The sequence below is a fragment of the Halalkalicoccus tibetensis genome (assembly GCF_037996645.1).
Lineage (GTDB): Archaea > Halobacteriota > Halobacteria > Halobacteriales > Halalkalicoccaceae > Halalkalicoccus > Halalkalicoccus tibetensis.
The window spans coordinates 218,097-244,235 of sequence record NZ_JBBMXV010000004.1 but is presented as its reverse complement, the minus strand read 5'-3'; the positions used below and the strand labels follow the sequence as shown (position 1 = coordinate 244,235).

Annotated in this window: 28 protein-coding genes and 1 tRNA gene; 10 read left to right on the top strand and 19 right to left on the bottom strand. The window is 67.2% G+C overall.

The window, feature by feature from the left end; translation table 11 throughout:
• Positions 1–97: 97 nt before the first annotated feature.
• Both WOA58_RS14075 and WOA58_RS14070 read right to left on the bottom strand, forming a co-directional pair.
• On the bottom strand, positions 98–526 hold the full coding sequence (locus tag WOA58_RS14075) for an adenylyltransferase/cytidyltransferase family protein (protein WP_340604879.1): 429 nt from the start codon (positions 524–526) through the stop codon (positions 98–100).
• Positions 520–1,032, bottom strand: coding sequence for a Mov34/MPN/PAD-1 family protein (locus WOA58_RS14070; RefSeq protein ID WP_340604878.1), 513 nt, complete (start codon positions 1,030–1,032; stop codon positions 520–522). The genes WOA58_RS14075 and WOA58_RS14070 overlap by 7 nt, the downstream gene beginning before the upstream one ends.
• Positions 1,033–1,124: 92 nt before the next feature.
• Here WOA58_RS14070 and WOA58_RS14065 point away from each other — a divergent pair, with 92 nt between their 5' ends.
• Positions 1,125–3,023: a DHH family phosphoesterase gene (locus WOA58_RS14065; protein ID WP_340604877.1), complete on the top strand. Its 1,899-nt coding sequence runs from the start codon at positions 1,125–1,127 to the stop codon at positions 3,021–3,023.
• On the opposite strand, the gene WOA58_RS14060 is transcribed toward WOA58_RS14065, so the two are convergent.
• Genes WOA58_RS14060 through WOA58_RS14045 form a run of 4 tightly spaced genes read right to left on the bottom strand, consistent with a single transcriptional unit; the run spans position 3,020 to position 6,858 of the window.
• The gene (locus WOA58_RS14060; protein ID WP_340605270.1) at positions 3,020–4,273 is read right to left on the bottom strand and encodes a phospholipase D-like domain-containing protein; all 1,254 of its coding nucleotides are present in this window, start codon (positions 4,271–4,273) and stop codon (positions 3,020–3,022) included. The genes WOA58_RS14065 and WOA58_RS14060 overlap by 4 nt on opposite strands.
• A 12-nt stretch (positions 4,274–4,285) precedes the next feature.
• A complete protein-coding gene (locus WOA58_RS14055) occupies positions 4,286–4,633 on the bottom strand; it encodes a hypothetical protein (RefSeq protein ID WP_340604876.1) in 348 nt (115 codons plus the stop codon).
• A 42-nt stretch (positions 4,634–4,675) separates the two neighbouring features.
• Positions 4,676–6,124 (bottom strand): HEAT repeat domain-containing protein, encoded by a 1,449-nt coding sequence (locus WOA58_RS14050; protein WP_340604875.1) that lies wholly within the window; start codon positions 6,122–6,124, stop codon positions 4,676–4,678.
• A gap of 23 nt (positions 6,125–6,147) precedes the next feature.
• Positions 6,148–6,858, bottom strand: a complete 711-nt coding sequence (locus WOA58_RS14045) for a protein sorting system archaetidylserine synthase (RefSeq protein WP_340604874.1) — start codon at positions 6,856–6,858, stop codon at positions 6,148–6,150.
• Positions 6,859–6,987: 129 nt separating this feature from the next.
• Between WOA58_RS14045 and WOA58_RS14040 the strand changes: the two genes are divergently transcribed.
• The gene (locus tag WOA58_RS14040; RefSeq protein ID WP_340604873.1) at positions 6,988–7,404 is read left to right on the top strand and encodes a plastocyanin/azurin family copper-binding protein; all 417 of its coding nucleotides are present in this window, start codon (positions 6,988–6,990) and stop codon (positions 7,402–7,404) included.
• Between the two features lie 27 nt (positions 7,405–7,431).
• On the opposite strand, the gene WOA58_RS14035 is transcribed toward WOA58_RS14040, so the two are convergent.
• From WOA58_RS14035 to WOA58_RS14005, 7 genes are all read right to left on the bottom strand, one after another.
• The gene (locus WOA58_RS14035; RefSeq protein ID WP_340604872.1) at positions 7,432–8,067 is read right to left on the bottom strand and encodes a 30S ribosomal protein S3ae; all 636 of its coding nucleotides are present in this window, start codon (positions 8,065–8,067) and stop codon (positions 7,432–7,434) included.
• On the bottom strand, positions 8,064–8,300 hold the full coding sequence (locus WOA58_RS14030; protein WP_340604871.1) for a KEOPS complex subunit Pcc1: 237 nt from the start codon (positions 8,298–8,300) through the stop codon (positions 8,064–8,066). The genes WOA58_RS14035 and WOA58_RS14030 overlap by 4 nt, the downstream gene beginning before the upstream one ends.
• A complete protein-coding gene (locus WOA58_RS14025) occupies positions 8,297–9,343 on the bottom strand; it encodes an exonuclease RecJ (RefSeq protein WP_340604870.1) in 1,047 nt (348 codons plus the stop codon). Before WOA58_RS14025 ends, WOA58_RS14030 begins: the two co-directional genes overlap by 4 nt.
• Positions 9,343–9,807: a 30S ribosomal protein S15 gene (locus WOA58_RS14020; RefSeq protein WP_340604869.1), complete on the bottom strand. Its 465-nt coding sequence runs from the start codon at positions 9,805–9,807 to the stop codon at positions 9,343–9,345. The genes WOA58_RS14025 and WOA58_RS14020 overlap by 1 nt, the downstream gene beginning before the upstream one ends.
• A 178-nt stretch (positions 9,808–9,985) precedes the next feature.
• Entirely contained in the window at positions 9,986–11,257 is a 1,272-nt protein-coding gene (locus tag WOA58_RS14015) for a TRAP transporter large permease (RefSeq protein ID WP_340604868.1), read from the bottom strand.
• A gap of 2 nt (positions 11,258–11,259) precedes the next feature.
• Positions 11,260–11,823 carry a TRAP transporter small permease gene (locus WOA58_RS14010; RefSeq protein WP_340604867.1) on the bottom strand — a complete coding sequence of 188 codons (564 nt, stop codon included), beginning with the start codon at positions 11,821–11,823 and terminating at the stop codon, positions 11,260–11,262.
• 37 nt (positions 11,824–11,860) lie between these two features.
• Entirely contained in the window at positions 11,861–12,937 is a 1,077-nt protein-coding gene (locus WOA58_RS14005; protein ID WP_340604866.1) for a TRAP transporter substrate-binding protein, read from the bottom strand.
• 484 nt (positions 12,938–13,421) lie between these two features.
• Here WOA58_RS14005 and WOA58_RS14000 point away from each other — a divergent pair, with 484 nt between their 5' ends.
• Complete coding sequence (locus WOA58_RS14000; RefSeq protein ID WP_340604865.1) at positions 13,422–13,625, top strand: hypothetical protein; 204 nt, start codon at positions 13,422–13,424, stop codon at positions 13,623–13,625.
• A 97-nt stretch (positions 13,626–13,722) separates the two neighbouring features.
• Positions 13,723–13,794 (top strand) — tRNA-Ala (locus tag WOA58_RS13995).
• A gap of 356 nt (positions 13,795–14,150) precedes the next feature.
• On the opposite strand, the gene WOA58_RS13990 is transcribed toward WOA58_RS13995, so the two are convergent.
• Positions 14,151–14,774 (bottom strand): hypothetical protein, encoded by a 624-nt coding sequence (locus tag WOA58_RS13990; RefSeq protein ID WP_340604864.1) that lies wholly within the window; start codon positions 14,772–14,774, stop codon positions 14,151–14,153.
• A gap of 350 nt (positions 14,775–15,124) precedes the next feature.
• Entirely contained in the window at positions 15,125–15,547 is a 423-nt protein-coding gene (locus WOA58_RS13985; protein WP_340604863.1) for a hypothetical protein, read from the bottom strand.
• Positions 15,548–16,085: 538 nt separating this feature from the next.
• On the opposite strand from WOA58_RS13985, the gene WOA58_RS13980 reads away from it, so the two are divergent.
• Positions 16,086–17,531 (top strand): MATE family efflux transporter, encoded by a 1,446-nt coding sequence (locus WOA58_RS13980; RefSeq protein ID WP_340604862.1) that lies wholly within the window; start codon positions 16,086–16,088, stop codon positions 17,529–17,531.
• Here WOA58_RS13980 and WOA58_RS13975 read toward each other — a convergent pair.
• The gene (locus WOA58_RS13975; protein ID WP_340604861.1) at positions 17,528–17,725 is read right to left on the bottom strand and encodes a hypothetical protein; all 198 of its coding nucleotides are present in this window, start codon (positions 17,723–17,725) and stop codon (positions 17,528–17,530) included. The genes WOA58_RS13980 and WOA58_RS13975 overlap by 4 nt on opposite strands.
• Positions 17,726–17,831: 106 nt before the next feature.
• On the opposite strand from WOA58_RS13975, the gene WOA58_RS13970 reads away from it, so the two are divergent.
• The 5 genes from WOA58_RS13970 to WOA58_RS13950 are packed head-to-tail and all read left to right on the top strand — an operon-like array spanning position 17,832 to position 20,460.
• The gene (locus WOA58_RS13970) at positions 17,832–18,302 is read left to right on the top strand and encodes a DUF7287 family protein (RefSeq protein WP_340604860.1); all 471 of its coding nucleotides are present in this window, start codon (positions 17,832–17,834) and stop codon (positions 18,300–18,302) included.
• Entirely contained in the window at positions 18,302–18,889 is a 588-nt protein-coding gene (locus WOA58_RS13965) for a DUF7288 family protein (protein ID WP_340604859.1), read from the top strand. The genes WOA58_RS13970 and WOA58_RS13965 overlap by 1 nt, the downstream gene beginning before the upstream one ends.
• Positions 18,877–19,296, top strand: coding sequence for a DUF7261 family protein (locus WOA58_RS13960; RefSeq protein WP_340604858.1), 420 nt, complete (start codon positions 18,877–18,879; stop codon positions 19,294–19,296). Before WOA58_RS13965 ends, WOA58_RS13960 begins: the two co-directional genes overlap by 13 nt.
• Entirely contained in the window at positions 19,293–19,751 is a 459-nt protein-coding gene (locus WOA58_RS13955) for a DUF7266 family protein (RefSeq protein WP_340604857.1), read from the top strand. Before WOA58_RS13960 ends, WOA58_RS13955 begins: the two co-directional genes overlap by 4 nt.
• On the top strand, positions 19,744–20,460 hold the full coding sequence (locus WOA58_RS13950; protein ID WP_340604856.1) for a DUF7289 family protein: 717 nt from the start codon (positions 19,744–19,746) through the stop codon (positions 20,458–20,460). The genes WOA58_RS13955 and WOA58_RS13950 overlap by 8 nt, the downstream gene beginning before the upstream one ends.
• Here WOA58_RS13950 and WOA58_RS13945 read toward each other — a convergent pair.
• Genes WOA58_RS13945 through WOA58_RS13935 form a run of 3 tightly spaced genes read right to left on the bottom strand, consistent with a single transcriptional unit; the run spans position 20,453 to position 26,111 of the window.
• The gene (locus WOA58_RS13945; protein WP_340604855.1) at positions 20,453–21,793 is read right to left on the bottom strand and encodes a DUF7289 family protein; all 1,341 of its coding nucleotides are present in this window, start codon (positions 21,791–21,793) and stop codon (positions 20,453–20,455) included. The two genes, WOA58_RS13950 and WOA58_RS13945, sit on opposite strands and share 8 nt — an antisense overlap.
• A complete protein-coding gene (locus WOA58_RS13940) occupies positions 21,793–23,796 on the bottom strand; it encodes a type II secretion system F family protein (RefSeq protein ID WP_340604854.1) in 2,004 nt (667 codons plus the stop codon). Before WOA58_RS13940 ends, WOA58_RS13945 begins: the two co-directional genes overlap by 1 nt.
• Positions 23,793–26,111, bottom strand: coding sequence for a type II/IV secretion system ATPase subunit (locus tag WOA58_RS13935; RefSeq protein ID WP_340604853.1), 2,319 nt, complete (start codon positions 26,109–26,111; stop codon positions 23,793–23,795). The genes WOA58_RS13940 and WOA58_RS13935 overlap by 4 nt, the downstream gene beginning before the upstream one ends.
• Positions 26,112–26,139: the final 28 nt, after the last annotated feature.

The following is a 26,139-nucleotide window of genomic DNA, read 5'->3' as shown; positions in this document are numbered from 1 at the left end:
GCCCGGCGCGGCTCCGCCGCGCCGGCCTTTTTAGTGGAGGTTTTTGTCGGGGGTTCGAGCGAACGAAGTGAGTGAGGACCTCCGATAAAAAAGTCCGTTAGCAGCGCCGCTCGCGGATCCGGTCGATGATCCGGCCCGTCGAGAGCAGTTCGTCGTCATGGGCCGGCTCGCGCGGGGAGGCCCGGCGCACCTCGCAGTCGATCCCCCGGTCGGCGAGCGCGCGCTCGATCGCCGCCTCGTCGTGGTGCTGGTCGTGGCCCAGCACGATCACGTCGGGGTCAATCCGCTCGATGGGGGCGAAGATGTCCGACTCGTGGCCGAGGTGGGCGCGGTCGACGGCCTCCAGGGCCCCGACCATGTCCCGGCGCTGGCGGCCGTCGAGCAGCGGGGGGTCCTTGTGGGTGACGTTCGCACTCCGAGCGACGATGACGTGCAGTTCCTCGCCCATCCGGGCGGCCTCCTCGAGGTAGTGGACGTGGCCGGGATGCAGGAGGTCGAAGGTGCCCTGTGCGAGCGCCCTCACCATCGCCGGCGGTCCTCCTCCTTGAGCTCGCGGTCGATGTCCTGCTGGTCGAAGTCGAAGAAGCGCTCCTCGGGCAGCGAGACGTCGAGAACGTCGAGCTCGCGGGGTTCGCCCTTCGAGTCGAACGCCTTCCAACAGTTCCGCCGGTAGGGTGCGCCGATGATGACGTGGACCGAGCCGCTGCCGAAGGTGCGTAGGTCGGCGTCGCTGGGTTCGAGGACGCCGTTGGGATGCGAGTGAATCGAGCCGACCCCAGAGAGGTCGTTGGGGATCATGTTCGTTTTCACGGTCGCACTGGTGGGGCCGGATTCGGTCCCGGGAATCACGAGCACGTCGGTGACGACGGTGCCGTCGCGATCGAGCCCGAGTTTGCGGGCGTCCTCGCCCCGGAGCATCCCCATGTACTCGTCGGGGTGGGTCTCCTCCGAGGCCGAGAGCGCGAAGTCGAGGGTGTCGGCCGCGATGCCGATGATCTCGCTGGATCGGAACAGCGACCGGAACAGTCCCATACCCACGTCTGGCCGCCGGCGCGTACTAACGGTTGCGAAACCCCGAGCGCGCTTGATAACGGTTAAACCGGGCGCCCCCAAAAGGGGCCGTAATGACAGCGAACTCTGAGCTCGCGGGCGACGACGAAGTCGTCTATGAGCTCCGTGCAGCGTGTACGGTCGAGGACCTCGATCCCGACACTCCCTATCTCGCGACGGTCAATGGCGTGGTCGAATACGGCGTCTTCGTCGATCTCTCGGAGGAAGTCTCCGGTCTCGTCCACGAATCGACGCTCGAGGGCGACGCCGACTACGAGGTCGGCGACCGGCTGGTCGTCACGCTCGATCAGGTCCGCGAGAACGGCGATATCGCCTTCTCGCCGGCCCCGATCGACCCCGAATCGGCGAGGACCAAGGAGATCGAACACAGCTACGAGACCACCCAGACCAGCGACCTCGCCACGGGCGAGTCGGTCCATCTCGAGGGCGAGGTCGTCCAGATCAAACAGACCGGCGGCCCGACGATCTTTCAGGTCCGCGACGAGAACGGCGTCGTCCCCTGTACGGCCTTCGAGGGGGCGGGCGTTCGGTCGCATCCCGAGATCGAGGTCGGCGACCTCGTCCACGTCTCGGGAGGCGTCGAGGAGCGCGAGGGCGCCCTACAGGTCGAGGTCGAGGAGCTATCGACGCTCGAGGGCGAGACGAGGACGGCCGCCGAGGACCGCCTCGCCGAGGCCCTCGCGGAGCGATCCGAACCCCACGGGATCGACCCGCTGATCGAGTGGGACGCCCTCGAACCCATGCTCTCGGGACTCGAGGAGGTCGCGCGGCTGATCCGGCGGATGGTTCTGGAGGGGCGTCCCATCCGGATGCGTCATCACGCCGACGGCGACGGGATGTGCGCCGCCGTCCCCGTCGCGCTCGCGATCGAGCGGTTCATCGAGGCGACCCACGAGGACCCCGACGCAGCCCAGCACCTCCTCAAACGGCTGCCGAGCAAGGCGCCCTTCTACGAGATGGAGGACGCCACGCGCGATCTCAACTACGCGCTCGGCGATCGGGCGCGCCACGGCCAGAAGCTCCCCCTCCTGTTGATGCTCGACAACGGGAGCACCGAGGAGGACGTTCCGGCCTACGAGACGTTGGCCCACTACGACATCCCGATCGCCGCGGTCGACCACCACCACCCCGACCCGGAGGCCGTAGAGGAGCTGCTCGCGGCCCACGTTAACCCGTATCTCCACGGCGAGGACTACCGCATCACCACGGGGATGCTCTGTGTCGAGCTCGCGCGGATGATCGACCCGACGATCACCGACGAGCTCCGGCACGTCCCCGCGGTCGCGGGCATCGCCGACCGCTCGAAGGCCGACGCGATGGACGACTACCTCGAGCTGGCCCGCGAGGAGGGCTACGACGAGAACGAGCTCCGGGACGTCAGCGAGGCGCTCGACTACGCCGCCCACTGGCTGCGCTACAGCGCCGGCCGGTCGCTCATCGCCGACGTGCTCGACGTCGGCAGCGACACCGACCGTCACGCCGAGCTCGTCTCGTTCCTCGCCGAGCGCGCCCGGCGCGACATCGACGAACAGCTCGAGGCCGCGATGCCCCACGTCGAACGTGAGCGCTTAGACAACGGTGCACACCTCTGTCGGATCGACGTCGAGAACCACGCCCACCGCTTCACGTTCCCCGCACCCGGCACGACCACCGGCGAGATCCACGACCGGGTCGTCGAGGAGACGGGCGACCCCGTCATCACGATCGGCTACGGTCCCGACTTCGCCGTCCTCCGGTCCGACGGCGTGCGCCTCGACATCCCCCGAATGGTGAGCGAACTCGTCGAGGAGATCGACGGCGCCGGCGTCGCCGGCGGCGGCCATCTGGTCGTCGGGTCGATCAAGTTCGTCGCGGGCATGCGCGAGGAAGTGCTCGACGCGCTGGTCGAGAAGATGGGCGACGCGGAGATCGACGAGGCGCTCTCGAGCGCCGAGACGGTCACCGATCGCTAGTCGAAGCGGACCAGCCGCGACCCGACCAGGACGGCGCCGGCGGCCGCGGCGGCGACCCCGAGGCCGACTCCGACCGGGAACGACCAGCGACCGTCCTCGCCCGCCCAGTCGGCCTCGAAGACCGCGGCGAACTGGCTCGCGATCGCCTCGCTCTCGACGATCAGCGCCACTTCCCGGTTGTTCTCCACCGAGTTCGCGTTCCAGTTGATGCTCCCGACCATCGTGGTCCGGTCGTCGACGACGATCCCCTTCGCGTGGAGCTTCTCGAAGCCGTCGGGCTCGACCAGCCGGGCCTCGATCGGGAGGCCGCCCGACTCGGCCTGATCGTCGAGCCAGCGGACGAGTTCCTCGTTTTCGTCCTCGACGTACCACGTCGAGTCGAGCAGGACCCGGACCTCGACGCCCCGTTCGGCCGCCGCCACGACCTCCCGGAGGAACGCGTGGTCGTCGGCGATCGTCGGCTGCTTGACCAGGATCGACTCCTCGGCGCTTGCGAGTAGTGAGAGCGTCTCTTCCTCGGCGTTGTCGGGCGCGACCACCAGTCGGACCGAGTCGACCTCGGCCGTCACGGGGTCGAACTCGCCCGGGAAACCGGCGCTTTCGGCCTCCGCCTCGACCAACGTTCCGGCGAGCGAGCGGTCCCACGCGGCGGTGTCCTCCCAGCCCGCGTCGGCCTCGAAGACGGTCGCCAGCTCGTCGGCGACCTCCCTTCCCTCGACGAGGAGGCCCCAGCCGCGGCTCGACGCCCCGCCCGTGCCGGCGGGCTTCCAGTTCTCGGTCATGACGAGCGCGCGATCGTCGACGACGGCGTACTTGGGGTGGTGAAACCGGTATCGAGTCGGGGGTCCGTCGAACACCCGGACGTCGACGCCCGCCGCCGCGAGCCGGTCGAGCGCCTCGGCCTCGGTCTCGCTCTGGCCGCCGACGGGCGTGCCGTCGACGAGCACGCGCACTTCGACGCCCCGGTCATGGGCCGCGAGCAGCTCCTCGACCGTTCGCTCGGATTCGAGGGAGTAGCCGCCGAGATAGAGCCGGTCGTCGGCATCCCCGAGGGTGTCGAGCGGGACCTCGGGGCTGTCGGGGAGGGTGAACCCCGTCGCGCGCTCGGCGGGGAGGTCGCGGGCCTCGAAGTCGGTCGCCCCGCGCTTTTCCCATCCCCATCCCTCGTCGGTCCGGAGCCACCGCTCGCCCTGTGAGGCGCTCTCGTAGGTGGTCTCGTCGACAGTCCGGCCGTCGCGCTGGAGGCGGATGGTCTCGCCGGTCTAGGCCATCGCGAAGTGTTCGGGCAGCTCGTAGACCGGGTGGGCGACCTTCCCTCTAGTGAGGTCGGGCGCGCGACTGAACGCGACGGCTCCCGAGACGGTATCGTCGCCGAGCGGCGTCGTCGTCTTGCCGTCGGTCAGCGAGTACTCGGCGAGGTCGCCGTCGTCGGGGAACTCGACGACGAGGTACTCCCCGGCGTTACCCGCGTGGTTCGTGTTGGGATAGACCTCGACGATGGTGGTTTCGGACGGATCGGCCGTCGCGGCCGCTCCGAGAGCCGCAGCGCTACCGAGCAGGAGAACGAGAGCGAGCAGGCGAGCGGCGACGGCGGGGCGCGACCGGGGCACGCCCCGGTTGGCCCCGTCCCCGTATAAGAAGCTTCGTCCCCGTCAGGCGACCTTCTCGGCCTCGGCCTGTACGAGGAACGCACGGTCGTCGGCATAGGGCTCGACGGCGTCGAGGGCCTTCTCGGTGCCGATCTGGTTGAGCGCCCATGCGGCGCTCGCGCGCACGGTGTCGGAGTCGTCGTCGGCGAGGAGGTCCGAGAGCGGCTCGATCGCCCGGGTGTCCCCGATCAGGCCAAGCGCGCGGGCCGCCCGGCTTCGGACCTCGTCGTTGTCCGCGACCAAGCGGTCGGCGACGGCCTGGGTGGCCTCCTCGCTGCCGATCTCGCCGAGCGCCTTGAGCGTCACGAGCTGGAGCTTCGGGTCGCTGTCGCCCTCGATGTACTCCGAGAGCATCTCGACGGACTCCTCGCTGCCGATCTTCCCGAGCGCCTTGATCGCGGGCTTGTCGCGCTTGTTCGCGCGCTGGGTCATCGCGTCCAGTGCCGCCTCGTCGCCCATCCGGGTGAGCGACTCGATGCAGTGGCGTTCCATGAACTCCGAGCCGAGCTGCTCGAGCGCGAGCAGGATGGGTTCGGGCTCGCCGCGCTTCTCGTAGACCTTGAGCGCGTGCCACTCGGGCGGGAAGTCCTTGCGATGGTCGAGCACGTCGTAGAAGCCGTGGGCGGCGAGCTTCTGGCGGGTGCTGAGGTCGTCCCACTCCTCGGCGTCGTTGAGCGCCGCCTGGAGCTCCTCGACGGCCTCGAGCAGCGTTGCGATCTCCTCGCCGTCCTCGTCGGGGTGGAGCTCGGCGTCGCCGACCGCTACTGCGGCCGACTCGAGGATCGCAACGAGAGCGTCGGGCTCCTCGCCGCCGAGCCCGAGATGGACCCCGAGGACGTCGTTTACGGTCTCGACGAACGACTCGACGGGCTCGACGAGCTCGGCCTCGCCCGTCTCGGTCCAGCGGGTCTCGTCGATGGTCGTTCCGGCCTCCTCGATCCCCTCGATGACGTCCTCGCTGTAGGGGCCGCGCTGCTCTTCGAGCTCGTCCTGGAGCCCGTCGAGACGTTCCTCGAGGGCCTCACGGGGGTCTTCCGCGTCCTCGTCGTCCTCGTCGGGCTCGGGCAGGTCGGCCTCCTCGAGGTCGTCGCCGATCGAGACGAGCGTCGCCGAGACGTCGTCGAGGTCGTCCTCGGTCTCTGCCTCCTCGAGGGCGGCCTCCGCGCCGTCGAGGCGCTCGGTGAGCGTCTCCTCGGTCAGCGGCTCGACGGGCAGGTCGTCGCCCTCCTCGCCTTCGTCGTCCTCGCTGGCCTCGTCCTCGTCAGCTCCTTCCTCCTCGTCGGCCCCTTCGTCGTCCGGGTCTTCCTCCTCTTCGGCGACCTCCTCACCGTTCTCGCCCTCGGTATCGGGCTCTGGCTCCGGCTCGGCGTCCTCCTGTTCGGCCGCCTCGTCGTCCGCCGGGGGCTCCTCCTCGGGAGCCGCCTCGTTCTCGTCGGGGGCGTCCTCGCTCATACAGTGGGGTCCGGCCGAGCGGCCTATGAGCGTTTCCCTTCCTCGCGGCGCCGCTCGGCCTCCCCCCAGTAGAAGCGCGGCCCGAGGACGAGATACGCGAGCGCGAGCGTCAGCAGGGCGACGGGGAACAGCCCGCCCTGGAAGCCCGGGATCACGACCGCGAGCACGTGGATCACCCCCATCAACAGCGCGTCGCGCGCGAGCAGGTCGGGATACTCGATCGGCGAGACCATCAGATAACAGAACGCGGCCGTGATCGCGAGCACCGCAGCGGGCTCCTCGACCCCCGCGAGCACCGCCGCGCCCAGCGCCGTCGCGGCGAGCGTGCTCGGCGCGCCCAGCGTCGTCGTCCGTTCCGCGTCGTAGGCCGTGTACAGCCCCAGCCGGACGACCGCCATCGCGACGAACAGCGCGGGGATCCCAAAGGCGACGGCCGCCTCCGGTGCGCCCTCGGCCGCGTCCTCTGCGACCGCGATCACCAGCATGGCGGGCGCGACGCCGAAGGAGGCGACGTCGGCGAGCGAGTCGAGATGCGGGCCGGCCGGCGTGCCGCCGTAGCGCCGTGCGAGCACGCCGTCGAGCCCGTCGAGCACTGCCGCAAGCAGGACGAACTGCGCCGCGACCCGGACGTCGACCGCCGCGACCGCCGCCGCCAGGAAGCCGAGCGCGGCGTTGCCGACGGTCACCGCGTCGGCGATCCCCAGCCGGCCGACGAAGCGGGGCGCGAGCTCCATACCCCCCGCTCTCACAGCGTCCTTTTATCGATTGTGAATCCGTGTGAAGGGATCGGTAACGGTGCCGCGACGTCCCCACCCTTGCCGGTGATCGACAGCCTATAGGCTCCGGGGTGCCGACATCGAACCATGAAACGGCGTACGTTCCTCGCGCTCGCCGGGAGCGGCACCATCGCCGGCCTGGGGGGCTGTACCGCCATCGCGGACCTCACCGAGGACCACGACATCGGTATGAGCGCCCACGAGTTCCTGCCCGAGTCCTACACTGTCGAGGCCGGCGATACGGTGATCTGGGAGAACACCGGCTCGCGCGCCCACACGGTCACCGCCTACGACGGCGGCCAACCGGAGGGTGCGGGCTTCTTCGCCACCGGCGGGTTCGAGACCGAGAACGACGCCCGGATGGCGTGGTACGACGACCGCGAGGGCTCGATCTACACCGGCGACCGGTTCGAGCACACCTTCGAGGTGCCCGGCGAGCACGACTACTACTGCGTCCCGCACGAACGCGGCGGGATGATCGGCCGGATCGTCGTCGAAGAATAGCGGATCGGATCGAGCGTCGATTGCCGATTACGCCTCGACGTCCTCCTCGTCGACGTCGACGGCGGTCGCCTCCTCCTCGGCGACCTCCTCGGGTCGGGCTTCGAGGGTGAGCTTCTGGATCTCCACCCGTCGGAGCGGGTAGATCGTCTTGGCCTCGCCGTAGATCGCGCTCGAGAGCCGTCCCTCGATCACGCTGTCGACGAGCCCCGAGAAGGTGCGCTCCTCGCCGGCCTCGCGCACCATCTCGATCATCCGCTTTCGGATGGCGTGCTCCTGGCTGTGATCGGCCTTCTTCGTGGTGAAGGCGACGGGCTGGACCTGCACGCGGTAGTCGTCGGTCGTCATCACCGTGACGTAGGCGTCGATCTTCGAGGCGCCACGGCGGACGAGGCTGCGCAGGTAGTCGCGCGTGAGTTCCTGTTTCGTGAACTCCGTGTACGCGCTGTCGCTGCCCACGTCGTTGATCTTGAACGTGAGCTTGATGTTGTTCTCGCTCGCGTTGTTGTTGAGCTCGCCGAGCGTGGTCTCGAGGTTACGCCCGAGGAGCTGTTCGGGTTCGTTCGCGGGTGACTGGCCGAGCTCGGCCCGGTCGAACTGCTCGGGCGCGTGCACGGTGTACCACCGTTTCTGTTGCTGCTGTCGGGAAACTGATCGTTCACTCATGGTTTGTGTTCATCGGTTCGGTCTGAAAGCTGTACCACTTCGTCGGCCACCGTCAGGTTCACGACGTAGTCGTCCGCGGTCGTCCGCAGGCCGCCCGTCGACTCGCGCTCGATCGTCGTCACCACCCGGTCGTCGTCGCTCCGCGTCGTCATCTCGGGCGTGTTGTCCGGGCCGACCGCTCGCGCGACCCGCTCGGGCTCGTCGTGGGTCGTTCGGATCGTGATCCGTCTCATGCCATCGCCTCCCGGAACGACTCGAGGAACGCCTCGGGCGGGCAGTCGAAGCGGGCGAGACCCCGCGACGGGGTGGCGCCGCCCGTCCCGCCGACCGCCTCGGCGGCCTCGATCACCGCGTCGCCGATCCCGTCGGTGAGGCCGGCCGCCCCCGCCTCGTCGTCCCCGATGACGAGGACGACGGGCTCGGGCGAGCGGAAGTCCCTGAGCAGGCGCGCGACCGTTCCGACCGGCCCCTCTGCGATCCGGGCGACGAACAGGCCGTCGTACCGGCCGGTGTCGGCCGCCCGGACCGCCTCGTGGGCGGCCGTCGAGTGGGTTCGCCACGCTTCGAGCGCGTCGACCCGGACGTCGTGGCCCATCGCGAGCGCGAGGGCGAGCCCCGGCGCGTCGCCCGCGAGGCAGTCGAGCACGTCCGCGAGGCCTTCTGCGGTCTCGAAGGGGCCCTCGGGGGTCGGGTGCGGGCGCAGCGCCCGCTCGATGGCGGCCGCGGCGCGTTCGCTCGCCCCGTCGGAGCCGACGGTTTCGAGCGCCGCCAGCGACGCGACCGCCCGGTCGTCGTCGACCAGCTCGGCGAGCGCCGCGGCGACGGCCGTCTCGTCGCCCGAGAACTCGGCGTGAACGAGCGTCGAGTGGGCCAGCCCGTCGGCCAGGTCGGCCGTGGGGATCCCCACGCCCCGTCGTCGGTCGAGCTCGACGCCGGCCGCGTCGGGGTCGCCCCCGAGCAGACAGCCCGCGAGCACGAGGCCGGGATCGGGCTCGCAGCCGAGCTCGCGGACGAGGTCGGCCGCGGCGGCGCTGATCGGTCGGTCCGCGGGCGCGAGCCCGTCGGGGAAGCCGACCGGCAGGGTCGCCGCGGCGGACGGCTCGTCGGTCGGCGGGACGACGCGGGCCTGAAACGGGATCGATCGGGCCGCGAGCGCCCGCAAGAGCAGCCCGGCGGCGGCGATCGCGTCGCCGTCCGCACGCGGGGCTATCCGGACGAAGCCGGACTCCGTGAGCGCCGCGGCGAGATCATGCTCCGATCGACCCGTGGCGGCCATTACTCGAGGAGTTCCTGGGCGTTCTGGTAGGTGTAGCGGAAGTCCGCGGGCATCTCGTCGCCACGGTAGTAGTTGACGAGACGGCGGACCTTCGCCTCCGTGTTCTGCAGGGCGCGTTTGTTCTGGGCGTCCTGCTGGTTGTCCTGCATGTGCTCGCGCAGGCGGATCGCCCGCTCCATCAGGTTCCGGAGGTCCTCGGGGACCTCGGGCGAGGCGTCGTTCTCCTCGAGGATCTCGCCGACCTTCTTGCCGGTCGCGAGTTTGACGTTCGGGATCGGGGTCCCCTTGACGCCCTCATCGCGCAGTTTCATGCCGATCTGGCTGGGGTCGTGACCCTGCTCTGCGAGCTCGACGACGCGCGATTCGATCTCGCTCGCGTCGACGTCGCTCCACTCCGGTGGTTCGTCTGCCGCCGGCCGGTCCGAACCGGACGAGCCGCGGCGGCGTGTATGCATTCGTGCCATTGTTGAGGATAGGAACCGCACAGACCGCAGACGGCACTTTTCGTGCACTACCGCAATCCCAGAGCCACGGGATAAGTGTCCGTGGCGAGTCGGATTTGCGGCCGTGCTGTTCCCACTCGGGTTCGTTCATGCGCGGGCTAAAGGGTTGTGACTCGTCCCGGAGCGGGCCCGGAAGGCCTTAGAAGAAGACCAGCGAGAGCTCCGGCACCAGCCCGATGACCAGCACCAGAAGCAGCATGACGAGCATGAACGGGACGGCCTCCCGCGAGATGTCCATGACGGACTCGCCGCTGATCCCCGAGAGCACGTAGAGGTTGATCCCGATCGGCGGGGTAATGAAGCCGATCCCGAACGCACACATCATGAAGATCGTGTAGTGGATCGGGTCCATCCCGAACTCCTGGGCCAGCGGCAGGAACAGCGGCCCGAGGATCAGGATGTTCGGCCCCAGCTCCATCGTCGCGCCGGCGACGAAGAAGACCACGAGCATGAGCAGGATCATCACGACGTAGCTCGTCGAGAGCGTCGTCACCGTCTCGGCGACCATCTGGGGGATTTGGTTGAGCGTGAGGATGTCGCCGAAGATCAGCGCCGTCGCGATGATGGGCGCGATCATCCCGTTGACCAGCGCGCTCTCCTCGAGCACCCGACTATAGGAGGACAGCGACATCGTCCCGGTGAGCGCGCCGATGACGAAGATCACCGTGACCGCGGCGATCGCAGCCTCGGTCGCCGTGAACACCCCCGAGTAGATCCCGCCGAGGATGAGAAACGGAACGAACAGGGCGAACTTCGCGCGCCAGAGGGCGGCGGCCGCATCGCTCGCGTCGAACCCCTGGTGTTCGCGGTTGTCGGTCTCGTAGCCCCGCGTCCTGTTGATCACGACGTTGACCAGGATCACGCCCGTCAGGAGGATCGCTCCCGGGACGAACGTCGCGAGGAACAGCTGGGAGACCGACACCCCCAGCGCGATCCCGGCGATGATGTAGGAGATGCTCGGCGGGATGAGGATCCCGGTGGCCGAGCCGCTCGCGATCATCGCCGAGGCGTAGGTCCGGTCGTAGCCCACCTGTTCGAGCGGGCCGAGCGCCATCCGCCCGATCGCGGCCGAGTCGGCGGCGTTCGAGCCGCTGATGGTCGCGAAGATGCCGCTGCCGAAGGAGACCGAGGTGCCGATCCCGGTCTTCAGCGAGCCGAACAGCTCCAGGCTCAGATCGAGCAGGCGCTGGGACATCCCCGTCTCGACGATCGCCGTCCCCGTCAGGATGAACAGCGGGATCGCGAGGAAGGCGAACTCGTTGAGCCCGGAGAACATCGTCTCCCCGAAGATCTGTGGATCGAGCACCCCCATCTGGAGGAAGACGACACAGCTCAGCCCGATGGCGACGAAGATCGGAAATCCGAGCGCGAGCAGTACGATCAGCGCGAGGAATCCGGCGAGTAGCTCCATGGTCAGATCGTTCGGTCGGCTTGGTCTTCGTCGTCGGTGCGGAACAGCTGGGTGCCGTCGTCGATCGGGTCGCCCGCCGAGAGGTCACGGAGGTCCCGATAGAGCCACTGGAGGGTCCGGATCACCGTCAGGGTGAACGCGATCGGGATCGCCGCCTGGAAGTACGCCTGGTTGACCCGCATCCCCGGCGTCTCGGAGCCGAACTCCAGGGAGGTCTCGATGAGCGGCAGGGTCCAACGGATCGCGTACAGCGAGAACACGAGCAGCCCGATCCCGCTCAGCACGTAGAGGATCCCCCGTGCGCGCTCCGAGATGAACGTATGGAGGACGTCGATCCGGACGTGGACCCGCTTGTGGACCCCCCAGCTGACGCCGAGCCAGGTCAGGTAGATGTACATGAACTGGGCCGATTCCTGGCCCCAGACCGACGAGCTATCGAGGATGAACCGACGGATGATCTCGATGTTGACGATCACGATCAGGTAGATGTAGAGGCTGATCAACAGGTACAGCTCCAGGCTCCCGAGGACGCCCTTCGACTTCTCGTACAGGGTATCGTAGTCCATCGTGTGTGGGGAAAATGAGGTGGATCGGTCCGTCCGGTTACGCGTCGTAGCCGGGGACTTCGTAGTCGCTCTCCTGCTCGGTCGCCTCCTCCAAGGCCTCGAACGTCTCCATGTCGCCCGCGAGATCCGTCTTCCAGTCGTCCCACTCCGAGCGCTGGTAGCCGGTGGCCTCCTCCCACTCCTCGAGGGCCGCATCGTCGAGCTCGTTGATCTCGACGCCCGCCTCCTCGAAGACCTGCTCGGACTCCTCGGCCATCTCGACGAGGCCGTCGAGCTGGTACTCGAAGGTCTCTTCTGCGGCCTCGTGGATGTCCTCCTGGACGTCCTCTTCGAGGTCGTCGAACCAGTCCCGGCTCGCGACGAAGATGCCGACGTCCATCACCTGATCGATGACCGTGATCGAGCCGAGGCTGTCCTCGAACCCGTAGGCAGCGAGCGGCGGGACCGAGACGTGCAGCCCGTCGACGACGCCTTCCTCGAGGGCCTGGGCGGTCTCGCCCCAGTCGACGGGGACCGCGTTCGCGCCCGCCAGATCCCAGGTCTGCTCGCCGATGTCCGAGGCCGCGATCCGGATGTCGAGCCCCGCGACGTCGTCGATCGACTCGACGGCCCCGCCGACCTCCTCGCGGACGCCGACCGCCCGCGGGCTGCTCATCCAGGTGTAGAGCGGCTCGAACCCCTGCTGGCGCAGCTCCTCATGGGCCACCTCCTCCCAGACGTCGCTGGTGATCAGGTTCAGGAAGGACTCGAAGTCCCCGGCGAAATAGGGGAGGTTGACGATGTCCATGATGTCGGCGTACGGCGAGAGGTTCGAGTAGGACAGCGAGCCGACCTCCACGCTCCCGCCCTGGAGCTGGGAACCGAGATCGGGCCCCGAGGTCAGCTGCCCGCCCGGGTAGAGGTCGGGCTCGAGCTCGCCGTCGGTCGCTTCCTCGACGTTCTCGACGAACTCCTGCTGGGCGAGCGGGACCGGCGAGTCCTCGGCGTAGGCGGTCGCGACCCGCATCGTCCCCGAGTCGCCGTTCTCGTCGTCATCGTCGCCCGTACACCCGGCAAGTCCGATCGCGCCGAGGGCCCCCGCCGACTTCAGGGCTCTCCGCCTCGAGAGTCTCATGGACCCAGTTACCGGACAGGGATATATACGTCTTATTATAAGATGCGTTAGGTATCGTGATAAAATAACACAATTAAGGACGGAGCCGTCCCTCGAGGAGCCGTACGAGCCGGCGCGTGGGACATCGGACGTGGCCTATCTGGTGATGTCGTTTCGTCGTTCAGAGCGCCATGGTTGGTACCGTCCGGTACACTGTCGAGCGATGTTCGAACGGAAGCCCCGGTGTGTGGGTCGTGTTGTCCGTTTACTTGGTGAGTAACAGGTATCTCGGGTCGATCCGTGTGGTCCGTTGTGGTCGCCGTTCGCTCTGTTCGGGCGCCGATACGGTCAGTGATCGGTCCGTGAACGCCGTAGTAAGTGTGCGAACAGCGAGACGATTAAGGTCTTCGCTTGCACGTTCCCGACGGGCGTCGGAGGCCCGAAGACGGCCCGGTACGGGAGAAACCCCGTGGGCTTTAGTGGCTGGCCCGGCTACGGTCGGGACATGGTCTCGACGAAAGCGGGGTTCTTCTCGGCTGCGGCCGCGCTGTTCGGCGCTTATCTCCTCGTAGCGGTGATCACGTCCGACATCGTCCCGATGGAGCTCCCGGTGCTCGCGGGAAGCTCCCACATCCTGGAGTTCGTGCTCCTGCTGGCCGTCTCGCTGACCCTGGGGATCGGCGTGGTGAGCGCCGGGGAGCAGATCTGAGGTCGGCCCTTCCAGCGCGGTATCGAGCCTACGAGGGACACAGCCCGACCGGGGTTCGAAGCGTTTATCATTCTACCCCGGATACCGGGAAGTACGAGGGCTCGTAGATCAGTGGTAGATCACTCCCTTGGCATGGGAGAGGCCCCGGGTTCAAATCCCGGCGAGTCCACTACCATTCCTCCGTCGTAATCAGGGTCCCACACCGAAAGGTACGGACTCTGAGACGGACGGATTCGTCACTTTTGGGCCGAGAACCACTCCCTTGGGGCATACATGACCGCAGAGAGAGGCCTAAAAGCAGCACAGAGCCAATTGAGACACAAGAGTCCCCCAGCCACCTGCGATATGACCAAACACCCATATAAGACCGGAAGGAAGTTCTGGAACGAATTGGATAGCCAGCTTGGCTAACAGCCATTAGTTAATTTATGACATCACTTCCCCCTATTGAATAGTCATAATCGGGGATTGAATTACAATATTGGTGTAGCACGAAATTGAATAACGCCTCTATGCAGTGCCACTTCACGGTTCTTTCTCACCGAATACCACATCAAGTGCTGAATCTAATTCTGTTGTGTCTTCAGAGGAACCTGTCGCTTCATAGGTAATAATGTCATCATAGACCGATTCAACAACATCGTGTGTTTGGTCGGACCGAGAATGATTCAATTCCTCTGCATTAACTGTCTCGTCAATCGTTGTTTGTATCACACGTCCGATTGTACGTGTATCATCTACTTCTGTAACAAGAGTATTGTCTACATCCGTTGCGGTTGCACTGACTCTCCGCTTAATATTCTTGTTATGTTCTCCACCTATCCACTCCTCAACGGAAATTGTGACATTGTATCCCTCATATTCACGAGATTTAGTATAGGATTTTGGGTACTCACTATGTGATTTCTCGTGATCTGGGAGTTCAATATTCTTGTCCCATAGAAAGATAAGTACTATAAATCCGAGAATGACCAAAAGGAATACTATACCGCCGCCAATTCCTGGTAGAAGTACACCAAGAATGACTCCAAGAAAAAGAATTGTAGCGGCACTAGCAATAAATACTGGATTTTTCTTGAAAGCGTCCCCCAATTCGTCTTCAGAGTCTAAATCCATGCCTGGAATAATTAGTCCTTGTGACCAACCCACATAAAGTACACCGTTTAACACTGCTAGTATGGTCTAGAATTATATAGATGTAATAACCCACCGCAACTAGTATAGAACGAGATAATTGATGATACTAAAACGTAGACGGCAAATGCCGGTTGGGATTTAACTCGCTTAGTATAATTATTGCGTATTTTTGTACTATTTTTTCGCATAATATCTATATTCTGGTTGATAAAATACCCCCGCAGGAGAGACTCAACGGGTTCAAATCCCGTCGAGTCCACCCGACTCGCTTCGTTCGTCCGACAGCCCGACGCTACGGCCGACCAGTGGAAGCGACGGCGTCGTCGTTTCCCGTCGCGGTCTGATCGACGGTTCGAAGGGCGCTATTCGACGTCGAGCTCGTCGTCCGTCTCGACGTCGTCGGACGACCAGCCGAGCGAGAACGTCACGCCGCGCTCGCCGGTGGGACCCCCGAGCAGCGAGTCCTCCGAGTCGACCTCAACCCCGAACGAGAGGGTCTCCGGGGGGACGATCGTCGCGCTCTCGTTCCCGGCGATGACCGTCACCTTCCGATCGGTGGCAGTCCGGTCGTCGGTCGTTCGGTCGCCGGCCTCCCGGGCATCTCCCGTTCCGGCGTCGCCCGTCCGGGCGTCCTCGGTCCCCGTTCGGTCCTTGCCCATCCGCGAACGGTCCCGATCGTCGTCGGTCGCGCCCTCCCCTCGCGGGCTGAGCTCGTCGGCGAACTCCCGGAGGTACTCGGCGACTTCCGCGCGGGTCTTCTCGGACTCCGTCGAGACGTCTGCCATGGGAGGGAATGTGGACGTGATCCCTTATAGTTCGGGGCCTCGGTAGCCGTCGGCTCACGCGTCGGGTCGAGAGGACCGATCGCGGAGCGATATCGGGAACACGTGCGTATTTTCGAGTGATAACACTGATTACTCTTCACGACGGAGCCCATCTGTCCCCGATCCGGATCGGACCTTCCCATGGCTGAACTGGATGAGCTCCCCTGGGACGGCAACCGTTCGCCTCTGATGCGTCCTCCCGGACGGGGATCCCGTTTATCGCGCCCGGACTGCCGGGATCCGGCACACGTGGGGCCTGAACCCGTTCGCGGAACGTCGCGACGAACGTCCGACGAGAACCGATCTCGAACGGCATCGATGCTCGTGACCGGACCGTCCGAAGGTGTGACGTGATATAGCACACCCCGTGAAATCCGTTTCGTCGGATCCGGCACGCGGGAGGACGACGGTCATGTGTGTGCGAGCCACCCTGAAACCGGTCGCGACTGCCGCGTAAACAAGGGCTTTTGGGCCCAAGCCGTTAGAACGGACGAGTTCTGTGAGTCGTGTCCCGAACCCGGTCAAGCTGCTCATCCTCTGGGTCGGGCTGGCGCTCTCCTGGGCCGGCCTGATCGACCGCCACCGCGTCCGTCGGATCACCGACCTCGCGTGGCCGCGCGTAGTTACGGGTATCGCCCGGATGTCGAAGAACGCGGTCGACGTGGCGATGGTCGGGGTCGCCGTCGGCTCCGGGGCGATCGCCGGCGTCGGGTTCGCGGGCGCCTACTGGGGGCTCGCGTTCGCCGTCGGCGGCGGGGTCGCCGGCGGGACGATCGCGCTGGTCTCCCAGTCGTTCGGCGCCGACGCCCACGGCGAGCTGGGGCGGGCGGTCCGATCGAGCGCGCTGCTGGTCGTGCTGCTGACCCTCCCGCTCACCGCGACGTTCTGGCTGTTCTCGACGGAGCTGATCGCGCTGATCAGCAACGACCCCGAGGCGATCGAGCTGGGCGGACAGTACCTCCGGATCGCCTCGCTCGGGGTGCCCTTCGCGGCGCTCAACCTGATCGGCAGCCGGACGCTCGTCGGGAGCGACGACGCCTACACCGCGATGCTCGCGCGCGCCAGCGGCGCGGTCGCGAACATCGGGATCAACGCCGTGTTGATCTTCGGGCTCGAGCTGGGCGTCGTCGGCGCGGCGATCGGGACCGTGCTCTCGAACGTCGTCGTCGCCGGGATGTTCGCCGTCGGACTCGTCGCCGGCCGGTTCCCGGGCATGGGCGAGTTCCCCGTCACCGTCTCGCCGACGGGGGCGTACGCCGACGTCGGGACGCTCCGCCAGCTGGTCTCGATCGGGCTGCCCGTGATGGGCCGGAACCTCGTCTGGACGGTCGCGGAGTTCCCCCTGCTCTTGATCGTCGACCTCTTCGGCCAGAACACCGTCGCGGCGTACGTCGTCGCCCGGCGGATCTGGGGCATCATGAACACGCCCGGCTGGGGCTTCGGGCTTGCCTCCTCGAGTTTGGTCGGTCAGGAGCTCGGCGAGGACCACGAGGGTATCGCCGAGGCCTACGGCCACGAGATCGTCCGCTTCGCGGTCGCGGTCTACGTGGTCTCGGCGGCGCTGATCTTCCTGTTCGCCGAGCCGATCGTGCTCGCGTTCGTCGACGATCCCGCCTCCTCGACCGTCCCGATCGCGGTCTCGCTGGTCTATGCGGCCTGCGTGGCCACGATCCTTCAGGGCGTCTCGAAGGGCGCGGCCGGCCCGCTCGACGCCAGCGGCGACACCCGCTGGCCCTTCTACAGCCAGGCGCTCGGCATGTTCGGCTTCTCGATCCCGCTCGCCTATCTCGGGGCCGTCACGCCGCTCGGGCTCTGGGGGCTCTACCTCGCGTTCGTCGCCGAGACGGCCGTCCCCGCGGTGATCAACTACTACCGGTTCTCGACCGGCAAGTGGAAGGTCATCAGCCGCTCGTACGGGCCCCGCGGGGCCCCGACCGACGACTAAAGCAGGGCGACCACCAGGACGACGACGAGCAGTACCGCGAGCGCGATCAGCCCGTAGCGCACCCGGGGGTCGTCGAGCGGGCTCCCGCCTTCATCGCCGTGATACGGGCTCAGAACGGTGTTCCCGCAGGAACGACACTTGTTCGGGTTGCGCCGGTGGACGGTTCCACACTGGTCACATTTCCATTTCGCCATTCGGTCGTCCAGTGGGCGCCCTCGGTAATGACGCTGTTTACTCCGCGCTCGCCCCGACATCACTTAATTCATAGTATTTTTATATTCTCAATATAATAAGAACGTAGTGAGCGACGACGGCGATACGCGGGCAGGGGCCGGCCGTTCGGGCCGGTGGCGAACCGACGAACGGGCACAGCTGACGATCGACTTCCTCGTCGGGGCCGCGATGTTCCTGATGGTGGTGGGGTTCGTCTTCGCGCTGGTCCCGGAGATGATCGTGCCCTTTGGCGCCAGCCAGTCGGCCCATCCGGCCGTCGCCGACCGAACCGCGACGCATCTCGCGGACGACGCCCTGGCGGACGAGCCGGGCGTGCTCGACGAAAGCGAGGTCGAGGAGTTCTTCGGCGGATCGGACGACAGCGGGGAGTTCGTCGCCGAGCTGGGTGTCTCGGAGCCGGCGCGGCTCAACGTCGCGATCGACGGGACCGACCACGAACGCGGTCCGACACCGCCGGAATCGGCCGACGTGACGGTGGCCGAGCGGACGGTGACCTACGACGGGGAGGCCCACCGCCTCGTCGTGGAGGTCTGGTGATGCGCGCCCAGGCCCACACCCTCGAGGCGTTCGCGGCGGCGGTGATCCTGATCGCGAGCCTCCTGTTCGCCATGCAGGTCACCGCGGTCACGCCGCTCTCGGCCAGCACGTCGAGCCAGCACATCGAGAACCAACAGCGGGCCGCCGCCGAGGACGTCCTCCGCGCGGCCGACGGGGCGGGGGAGTTGGAGGAAACGGTGCTGTACTGGAACGACGCGGAGGGCACCTTCCACGGTCTCGAGGGCGAGGACGACGACCACTACGCCCCGGGCGAGCTCGACACCGATCTCGGCGATCGGCTCACGGGGGCGTTCTCCGACCGCGGGGTCGCGTACAACCTCCACGTCGACCACGTCGACGGCGAGGGGTCCGTCGAGCGACAGCGAATCGTCCACGCCGGCGAGCCAAGCGACCACGCCGTGAGCGCGACCCGCCTCCGCACCCTCTACGGCGAGGACCCGTTCTACGACGAGGGGGGTCCGACTGACGACGAACTGGGCGAGACCGACGAGTTCTACGTCGAGAACACCAACGAGGAGTCGTTCTACGCGGTCGTCGAGGTGGAGGTGGTCGTGTGGCGGATGTAGTGCACGATCGGGGCCAGCTTCTTCTGGTAGCCGGACTGACGATCGCGGTCACGTTCGTCGTCCTCGCGCTCGTGCTCAACGGCGTCATCTACACGGAGACCGTCGGGACGCGCACGGCCGACGTCGGCGAGCGCGACGCGCTCGCGGCCGAGGCGCTCGCCGTCGACCACGTCGCCACGATGACCTCCTCGGGGACGGACGCGGGGACGTTCGAGGCGGAGCTCGACGCCTGGACCGAGCAGGTCCTCGCCCACGAGCTGCGTTCGGGCTCGTCCGTCCGGGTCGACGTCCTGGGCATCGAGGGCGACGAGGCGATCACGGGGGCGACGATCGAGGTCACCTACGAGAACGCGGAGCTGACGTATCGTTCCGGGGAGATCGCCGTCACCGGGGAGGGGCGGGTATGAGCCGGTCCGATCGGGGCGTCTCGACCGCGCTCGGCTACACCCTCACGCTCGCGATCACGGCGGTCCTGATCTCGGGACTGTTCGTCACCGCCGGCTCCGTCGTCGACACCCAGCGCGAGCGGGCGACCGCCGAGGAACTGACCGTCCACGGCGAGCGCCTCGCGGCGGACCTCATGACCGTCGACCGTCTCTCGCGGAGCGGACAGGCGGTCGAGCTCGAGCGGGACCTTCCTACCGTGGTCGGCGGGGGGAGCTACTCCATCGGGGTCGCCGGGGAGCCCGACGAGGATGGGGAGGCGACACAGCGGATCGAGCTGCGAAGCGACCGGCTCGACGGGCCGGTGTCGGTCCGGTTCACCACGGAGCGCGACGTGGCGGTGGAACCGGGCCCGATCGCCGGCGGCACCGTCGTGATCGGGTTCGACGGGGGCGCTATCGAGGTGCGAAATGGCTGATCGCGGGGTGAGCGAGGCGCTCGGGTTCGTGTTGATCTTCGCGCTTGTCGTGACGACCCTCGGGGTCGTCTACGTCACCGGGATGGCGGGGTTGACCGACGCGCGCGACGCCGAGCGCGTGAACAACGCCGAGCGCGCCTTCGACGTACTCGCGGACAACGTCGAGGCGATCACCCATCGGGACGCCCCGAGCCGGGCGACGGAGGTCAAACTCGCCGACGCGGGACTGCGCGTCGAGAGCCGCGATCGGATCGCCGTCAGCGTCGACGGCGGCGAGCCGATCGTCTCGACGGGGGAGGTCGTCTACGACTCGAACATGGGGACCGATATCGTCTACAGCAACGGGGCGGTCCTCAGGGAGTCGGCGCCGGGAACCGTCGCGGTTCGCGACCCGCGGATGTCGATCGACGGGGACCGCGCGATGATCCACCTCACGGACGTCTCGGGCGTCCGCTCGGCGCCGGTGAGCGGGGATCGGACGGTACTCGTCCGCACGGACCACCGGAACACGGTCACCCGGACGGCGACCGACGGGAGTCATACCGTGACCATCGAGGTGGAAACCGACCGGACAGACGCCTGGGAGCGGACCCTCCGGTCGCTCGACGACGGTTCGAGCTGTGAGACGTCGGGGACGAACGTCGCCTGTACGTTCGAGACCGACCGGGTGTACGTGACCAAGGACAGCCTCGACGTCGCGTTCAGCTGAGGCGCACTTCGACTTCGTTCTCGGTGACGTGCAGGTAGGCGATGAACTGCCCGGAGCTCTCGTAGTCGATGTAGCCGAACGCGACCTCGTAGTCGACCCGGTCGCTGCCCGATCCCCCGCCCTGTCCCTGGTCGTAGATCTCGAGATCGACGTTCGGCCCCGCCGCGTACAGCTCCGAGCCGACGACCTCGCCGAGCGGGCGCTCCTCGCCGCTCGCATCGCCCTCGAGCATCGGCCCGTCCCCCTCGGGGACCAGAACGACCTCCACGTACTCGTCGCCGTGTTCGTCCTCCTCGATCGCGAACGCCGCGTCGTTTCGCCACGTCTCCCCGCCGTCGGCGTCGGTGACCTCGATCCCGACGTCGTCGCCGTCGTTCCAGAGCAGCAGGTCGAACGAGGAGTCGGGGTCGGAGAACCCCCACTCGAACGGGTTGAAGCTCCGCCCGCTCGCCCCCTGTCCGGGCACGTTCGGGTAGAGCGTGAGGTCGAACTCGTTCACCGATTCCTCCTCGACGAGCCCGCGTATCCGTATCTCGTCGCCGTTGCCGGACATGGTGAACTCGCCCTGGGTCTCGGTCGAGACCAGCTCGACGGTCGCCGATTCGGCCTCCCGGTCCACGCTGACGTTCCCGTTGGTCCGCTCCTCGAAGTACCGCTCCCAGCCCCGGTAGTAGGGGCTCTCGACGGTGACCGAGACGGTGCCGTTCTCGATCGCGCCGGCGTAGGCCGGCGCCGAGCCGTCCTCGGAGCCCGGTCGGAGCGTGGCCATCGGGCCACCGCCCGCGGAGCCCTCGCCGCTGGTCGCGACGACCGGGAGCGTCAGCGTCTCGCCGCGGTAGTGGAACTCCGGCGGGGAGACCATCGTCGTCCCGCCGCCCTCGTGGCGCCAGACGCCGCCACCCTGGTAGGCGATCTCGGCCCCGCCGTGGGTGTAGACCATCGCCCCGAGGTCGACCTCACAGACGCCGCGCTCGGTCCCACAGCCCTCCCACTCGACCGGCTCCTCCTCTCCCTCGGTGTGGTGTTCGATGCGCATCGATCCGACGTCCTCGCGCACCTCGAACTGGCCGCCGGTCCGGCCGAACTGCACCGACCGGACGGGCGATTCGCCGAGCGCGACGTTCGCGGCCTTCGAGTCGAACAGCGTCATCGCGTGCTCGGTGCTCCGGAGCTCCGAGGCCTCCCGCGAGTCGGCGATCGTCGCCGTCCCGAACGCGACGATGGCGGTCGTCCCGATGATCGTCAGCCCGATCAGCAGGACGACCCCGACGAGCTCCGTCTGCCCGCGCTCGTCGATCCCATCCGTCCTCCCCGTCCCGTTCGATCCGGTCATCAGCCCACCACCGTCCAGACGCAGAGCGCGATCGTCATCAGGACGACGACGTACTTGACCCCGCTCAGGATCTCCGCGTCGCGCATGTAGCCGCTGATGAGCCCCGAAAGGATCGCCTGGAGCGTCACCGCGTGGAAGAACAGCAACGAGAGCAGCCCGGCGTCGACACCCTCGAACCCGGCGCCGCCCCCGCCCGCCGCCCCGGCCCCACCGGTGTCGAGCCCGCCCATCACGTCGAGGAACTGGGACTTCAGAACCGCCATCACCGCCAGCAGGGTGAGGTAGGTCATCACGATGATCACGACCTGCATCCGCGTTCTGGATCTCCGCTCGCGGGCGATGTCGTCCTGGTTCTCGCTCGCCTGGGCCGCAGTCGTGAGCACCGGCGTGATCCGGCTCGAGGCCGTCTGGGCCTCGGTGATCAGCTTGACCGTCCGGGCGAGTCGCGGGATGTGATAGCGGTTGTTGAACTCGATCAGGGCGCCCTTCAGGCTCGTCCCGTAGGCGACCTTCGCGTGCATGACCTCGAGTTCGCGGGCGAGCTTCCCGGAGGAGGTGTCGGCGACGACCCGGATCGACTCGAGCAGCGTCATCCCGGTGTCGTTCGCGCTCGAGAGCTTCCGGAGGGTATCCGAGAGCGAGCCGGTGATCGCGGTCCGCGAGCGGACGTTCCACTCCCGGAAGACCGCGAGCGGGACGCAGACGACGTATATCGGGAGGTAGATCCAGACGAAGGTACCCCAGACGGGCGCGTCGACCAGCCCGCCCCACGACAGCGGCGCGGCCCCGCCGACGACGGCGGCGCCGACGAGCGCGAGCGCGGCCGGGACCGTCAGAGCCAGCGTGTAGGCGGGGTAGTCCCGGAAGAAGTGGTGCGGGCGACGCAGGAGCCGGCCGGTCCTGTGGGTCCCCTCGTTGTGCTCGATCCGATCGAACACGCCGAACGAGCCGGCGTAGCGCTCGACCAGCCCGAGGTCGAACAGCGGGTTCCCTTCCTCCGGATCGGCGCCCCCGTCCTCGGCGTGGAGATAGCCGTCGCCGGGCTCGTCGCGTTTCACCGTCGAGACGAGCACGAGGAAGGCGACGCCGACCAGGGGGATCAGCGCGTAGACCGTCGCGTACAGCATGAACTCCGAGGCCTCGCCGAGCATGCTCATGATCACCAGCAGGATGATCAACAGGAGGGGGAACAGCGAGAGGGTCATGTACATCTCGCCGAACAGCTCAAGGGTCTCGAGGGTGAGCTCCTCCTGCTGTTTCGCGGTGCGCATGTGTTTGTCCTTCTTGTCTTCGAGAAAGCGCGTCATGTCCCCGCCGGAGTTCATGATCGAGAGCATGTCCGTCAGGAACTGGCCCAGTTCGTCGGAGGGCGTCTCGAGCGCCTGGTTCCTGATCGCGGTCCGGTAGTCCGTGTCGAAGTACTCCGTTTCGGCGACGATGCTCTGGAACTCCTTGCTGACTTCGCCGTAGGTGTCGTCGGCCGCCGCCATCGCCTCGACGATCTCCAGCTGATCGAGCCCGCCGACCGACAGCGCGTACATGAACGAGACCGAATCGGCGAGCAGCATGTCGATCTCCCGTCTCCGCGCCCCGGCCCGCGAGTAGGGGAGCGCGACGAGCGTCCCGAACCCGAGGGCGAAGCCGACCGATCCCAGCAGGAGACCGGTCCCGGCGACCAGCGAGGGGATCCGCGCGGCGACGATGAGGTCGATCAGGCGCTGATCCGAGATCGGGACGCCGACGATCGGGGGCGAGACGAGCCCGGTCGCGAACAGCGCGTAGCCCAGCAGGAGGCCGAGGATCCACAGCGCCCCGCCCGCGAGCACGCCGTAGGCGAGCGCGCGCGAGAGGTAGTGCTCGACGGTGTCGCTCATTCTGGCCCGTTCGAGCGTCGTCGCGAACTCCGCGGCGAACTGGCTCTCTTCGCCGAACAGCAGGCGATAGAGGGGGTAGAAGGCGTCGCCGAGGCGGTCGGTGGCGGCGTCCCCGAGCGCGAGGCTCACGGGGCGGGCCCCTCGTCGCCCCGCCCCGACTCGGCCGCGAGCGCGTCCCCGAGCGACCGCGCCGTCCCGCGGTGGTCCGCGAACAGCCGGTCGTCGGCCCGCTCGAGGACCTCCTTAGCGAGCTCGGCGGTCGCCTCGTCGGGCTCGGGCCGGGGGACCAGCGCCTCGGTCTCGGGATCGACGTCGATCAGGACGCTCTCCATCGAGCGGAGGTCCTCGAGACCCGCCGCCAGCTCGTCGTTCGCGATCAGCTCGAGGATCGTCTCGGGATCGTTGATGAACGCCTGGAGGGTCGCGGCGACCTGGCGGTACTCGTCGAGTCCCTCGTCGATGAGGTAGGCCAGGACGACCCGGCGGACGAACAGCTGTTCGCGCAGCTCCTCGTGGCTCCAGCCGCGGTCGAAGCGGATCTCCTCGAGGGTGTTCGAGTCGCCGACCTCGAGGAACGCGTCGGACTCGGAGCGCCACCGGTAGACGTCCCTGACGTTGATCTCGTCGTGCTCCGGGTCGTAGTGGTTGATCTCGGTGAGCGACTTGTTCCGGCGGACCTTCCTCCCCCGGACCCGGGTCGAGGTCTGGACCGCGACGAGGTCGAGCGCCGTGAACATCGTCTTCGAGACGTTGATCGGGTCGGTCGTGAACCGTTTCAGCACCTCGCCCACCGAGTCGGCGTGGAAGGTGGTGTAGGTGGTGTGGCCGGTCGACATGACCTGAAACAGCGTGCGCCCCTCCTCGCCGCGGATCTCGCCCATCACGATGTAGTCGGGCCGCTGGCGCAGCGCGGCCTCGAGCAGGTCGAACTCGTCGACGTCGCCCCCGCCGTCCTCGGCGAAGGAGGGCCTCGTGACGGAGGCGATCCAGTTTCGCTGGGGCAGCTCGACCTCGCGGGTGTCCTCGATCGAGACGATCTTCGCGTTCGAGGGGATGAACAGCGAGACGGCGTTCAGGGCGGTGGTCTTCCCGCTGGCGGTGCCGCCCGCGAACAGCACGCTCTTGTGGTTCTCGATGGCGAGCCAGAGGAAGGCCATCTGTTCGAGCGAGAAGGTGTGCCAGTTGATCAGGTCGATCGGCGTGAACGGGACGTCCTTGAACTGCCGGATCGTGTAGTTGGTGCCGTGATCGCTCACCTCGCGGCCGAGCGTGAGCTGGGCGCGCGAGCCGTCGGGCAGCGTGGCGTCGACCTGCGGGCGACGTTTGGAGATCCCCTTGCCCGAGCGCTGGGCGAGCTTCACGACGAAGTCGTCGAGGCGCTCGCGGCCGTGGCGGACGTTGGTGATGATCTGCTCGTAGTCGGTGTGGTAGACGAAGACGGGCGAGTCGTAGCCGTCACAGCTGATGTCCTCGACGTTGATGTCGTGTTTGATCGGGTCGATCCGCTCGTAGCCGATGAAGTCGCGCTTGAGGTAGTAGAGCAGCTTCGTGATCTGGGCTTCGGTCACCGTCTCGGGGTCCTCGGCGAGGACGACCGGCTCCGGGCGGACCCCGGTCGCGGGGACGGGCTCGGTCCCCTCGCCCCGCCCGAGGAGCGACCGCACTCGACCGATCAGCCCGGCGTCGTGGCGCTCGATCAGGTCGTAGCGATCGAGCAGCCGGCGCGTCTCGCGTTCGATCACCGCCCTGCGTTCGGCCTCGCTTCCGACGCCGGCGTCGTCGGTGTACTTGATCGCGGTCCTGAGCTTCCCGGTGAGGAACTCGGCGAGCTCGGTTTCGATCGGGTCGAGATGCGGTTCGATCGCGTAGTACTTGGTCTCGTTCTCCGTCCGGGAGTGAAAGACGATCACGAACGCGTAGGGCTCGTTCACCCAGTAGCGCTCGACCTCCTTGAACTGGCGTTTCTTCGCCATCGGCACCGCCTTCTCGAGGTCGTAGCGCGTCGTGAGGGCGGGCTCGCCCCCCGGCGCGAAGAAGGCGTCCTCGTCGATCCCCAGGTTCACGTCGACTGTCCGCTCGTCGACGAGATCGGCGAGCGCGTCGGCTGCGGCGGCCCCTTCACGGAGGCGGTCCCCGGTTCGCTCGGGATCGAACCCCAGCAGTGCCGCGGGGTCGAACGGGATCAGCTCGCCATTGGAGCCCATAGGAACGGAGCCGTCGTCCGCGTAGTGGTACTTGCGCTTGACGTGCTCCCACGCGTAGCAGTCCTTGACGACGAGCTCGTCGGGGTCGAGATAGTCGGCGAGCAACGCGGCGTCAGCGGCGCCCGCGGCGATCGACGCCTCGATACCCTCCGGACGATCGCCGACGTCCGTCTCCGCGCCCACAAGCCCCCTCGGTGAAACGGGACCCTCGGCGCTCCCGTCGGCATCGTCAGTTGACATTGAACATATAGAAAACATATATGTAAAA

What these genes read in the sequence shown, in the direction of transcription:
- WOA58_RS14000 (WP_340604865.1), top strand. Translation starts at nt 13,422, where the DNA reads ATGGTCTCGACGAAAGCGGGGTTCTTCTCGGCTGCGGCCGCGCTGTTC.
- WOA58_RS14025 (WP_340604870.1), bottom strand. Translation starts at nt 9,343, where the DNA reads ATGGCCGCCACGGGTCGATCGGAGCATGATCTCGCCGCGGCGCTCACG.
- WOA58_RS13955 (WP_340604857.1), top strand. Translation starts at nt 19,293, where the DNA reads ATGAGCCGGTCCGATCGGGGCGTCTCGACCGCGCTCGGCTACACCCTC.
- WOA58_RS14010 (WP_340604867.1), bottom strand. Translation starts at nt 11,823, where the DNA reads ATGGACTACGATACCCTGTACGAGAAGTCGAAGGGCGTCCTCGGGAGC.
- WOA58_RS13985 (WP_340604863.1), bottom strand. Translation starts at nt 15,547, where the DNA reads ATGGCAGACGTCTCGACGGAGTCCGAGAAGACCCGCGCGGAAGTCGCC.
- WOA58_RS14065 (WP_340604877.1), top strand. Translation starts at nt 1,125, where the DNA reads ATGACAGCGAACTCTGAGCTCGCGGGCGACGACGAAGTCGTCTATGAG.
- WOA58_RS14070 (WP_340604878.1), bottom strand. Translation starts at nt 1,032, where the DNA reads ATGGGACTGTTCCGGTCGCTGTTCCGATCCAGCGAGATCATCGGCATC.
- WOA58_RS14035 (WP_340604872.1), bottom strand. Translation starts at nt 8,067, where the DNA reads ATGAGTGAACGATCAGTTTCCCGACAGCAGCAACAGAAACGGTGGTAC.
- WOA58_RS14050 (WP_340604875.1), bottom strand. Translation starts at nt 6,124, where the DNA reads ATGAGCGAGGACGCCCCCGACGAGAACGAGGCGGCTCCCGAGGAGGAG.
- WOA58_RS13965 (WP_340604859.1), top strand. Translation starts at nt 18,302, where the DNA reads ATGCGCGCCCAGGCCCACACCCTCGAGGCGTTCGCGGCGGCGGTGATC.
- WOA58_RS13975 (WP_340604861.1), bottom strand. Translation starts at nt 17,725, where the DNA reads ATGGCGAAATGGAAATGTGACCAGTGTGGAACCGTCCACCGGCGCAAC.
- WOA58_RS14045 (WP_340604874.1), bottom strand. Translation starts at nt 6,858, where the DNA reads ATGGAGCTCGCGCCCCGCTTCGTCGGCCGGCTGGGGATCGCCGACGCG.
- WOA58_RS14015 (WP_340604868.1), bottom strand. Translation starts at nt 11,257, where the DNA reads ATGGAGCTACTCGCCGGATTCCTCGCGCTGATCGTACTGCTCGCGCTC.
- WOA58_RS14020 (WP_340604869.1), bottom strand. Translation starts at nt 9,807, where the DNA reads ATGGCACGAATGCATACACGCCGCCGCGGCTCGTCCGGTTCGGACCGG.
- WOA58_RS13945 (WP_340604855.1), bottom strand. Translation starts at nt 21,793, where the DNA reads ATGACCGGATCGAACGGGACGGGGAGGACGGATGGGATCGACGAGCGC.
- WOA58_RS13935 (WP_340604853.1), bottom strand. Translation starts at nt 26,111, where the DNA reads ATGTCAACTGACGATGCCGACGGGAGCGCCGAGGGTCCCGTTTCACCG.
- WOA58_RS14040 (WP_340604873.1), top strand. Translation starts at nt 6,988, where the DNA reads ATGAAACGGCGTACGTTCCTCGCGCTCGCCGGGAGCGGCACCATCGCC.
- WOA58_RS14030 (WP_340604871.1), bottom strand. Translation starts at nt 8,300, where the DNA reads ATGAGACGGATCACGATCCGAACGACCCACGACGAGCCCGAGCGGGTC.
- WOA58_RS13950 (WP_340604856.1), top strand. Translation starts at nt 19,744, where the DNA reads ATGGCTGATCGCGGGGTGAGCGAGGCGCTCGGGTTCGTGTTGATCTTC.
- WOA58_RS14075 (WP_340604879.1), bottom strand. Translation starts at nt 526, where the DNA reads ATGGTGAGGGCGCTCGCACAGGGCACCTTCGACCTCCTGCATCCCGGC.
- WOA58_RS14005 (WP_340604866.1), bottom strand. Translation starts at nt 12,937, where the DNA reads ATGAGACTCTCGAGGCGGAGAGCCCTGAAGTCGGCGGGGGCCCTCGGC.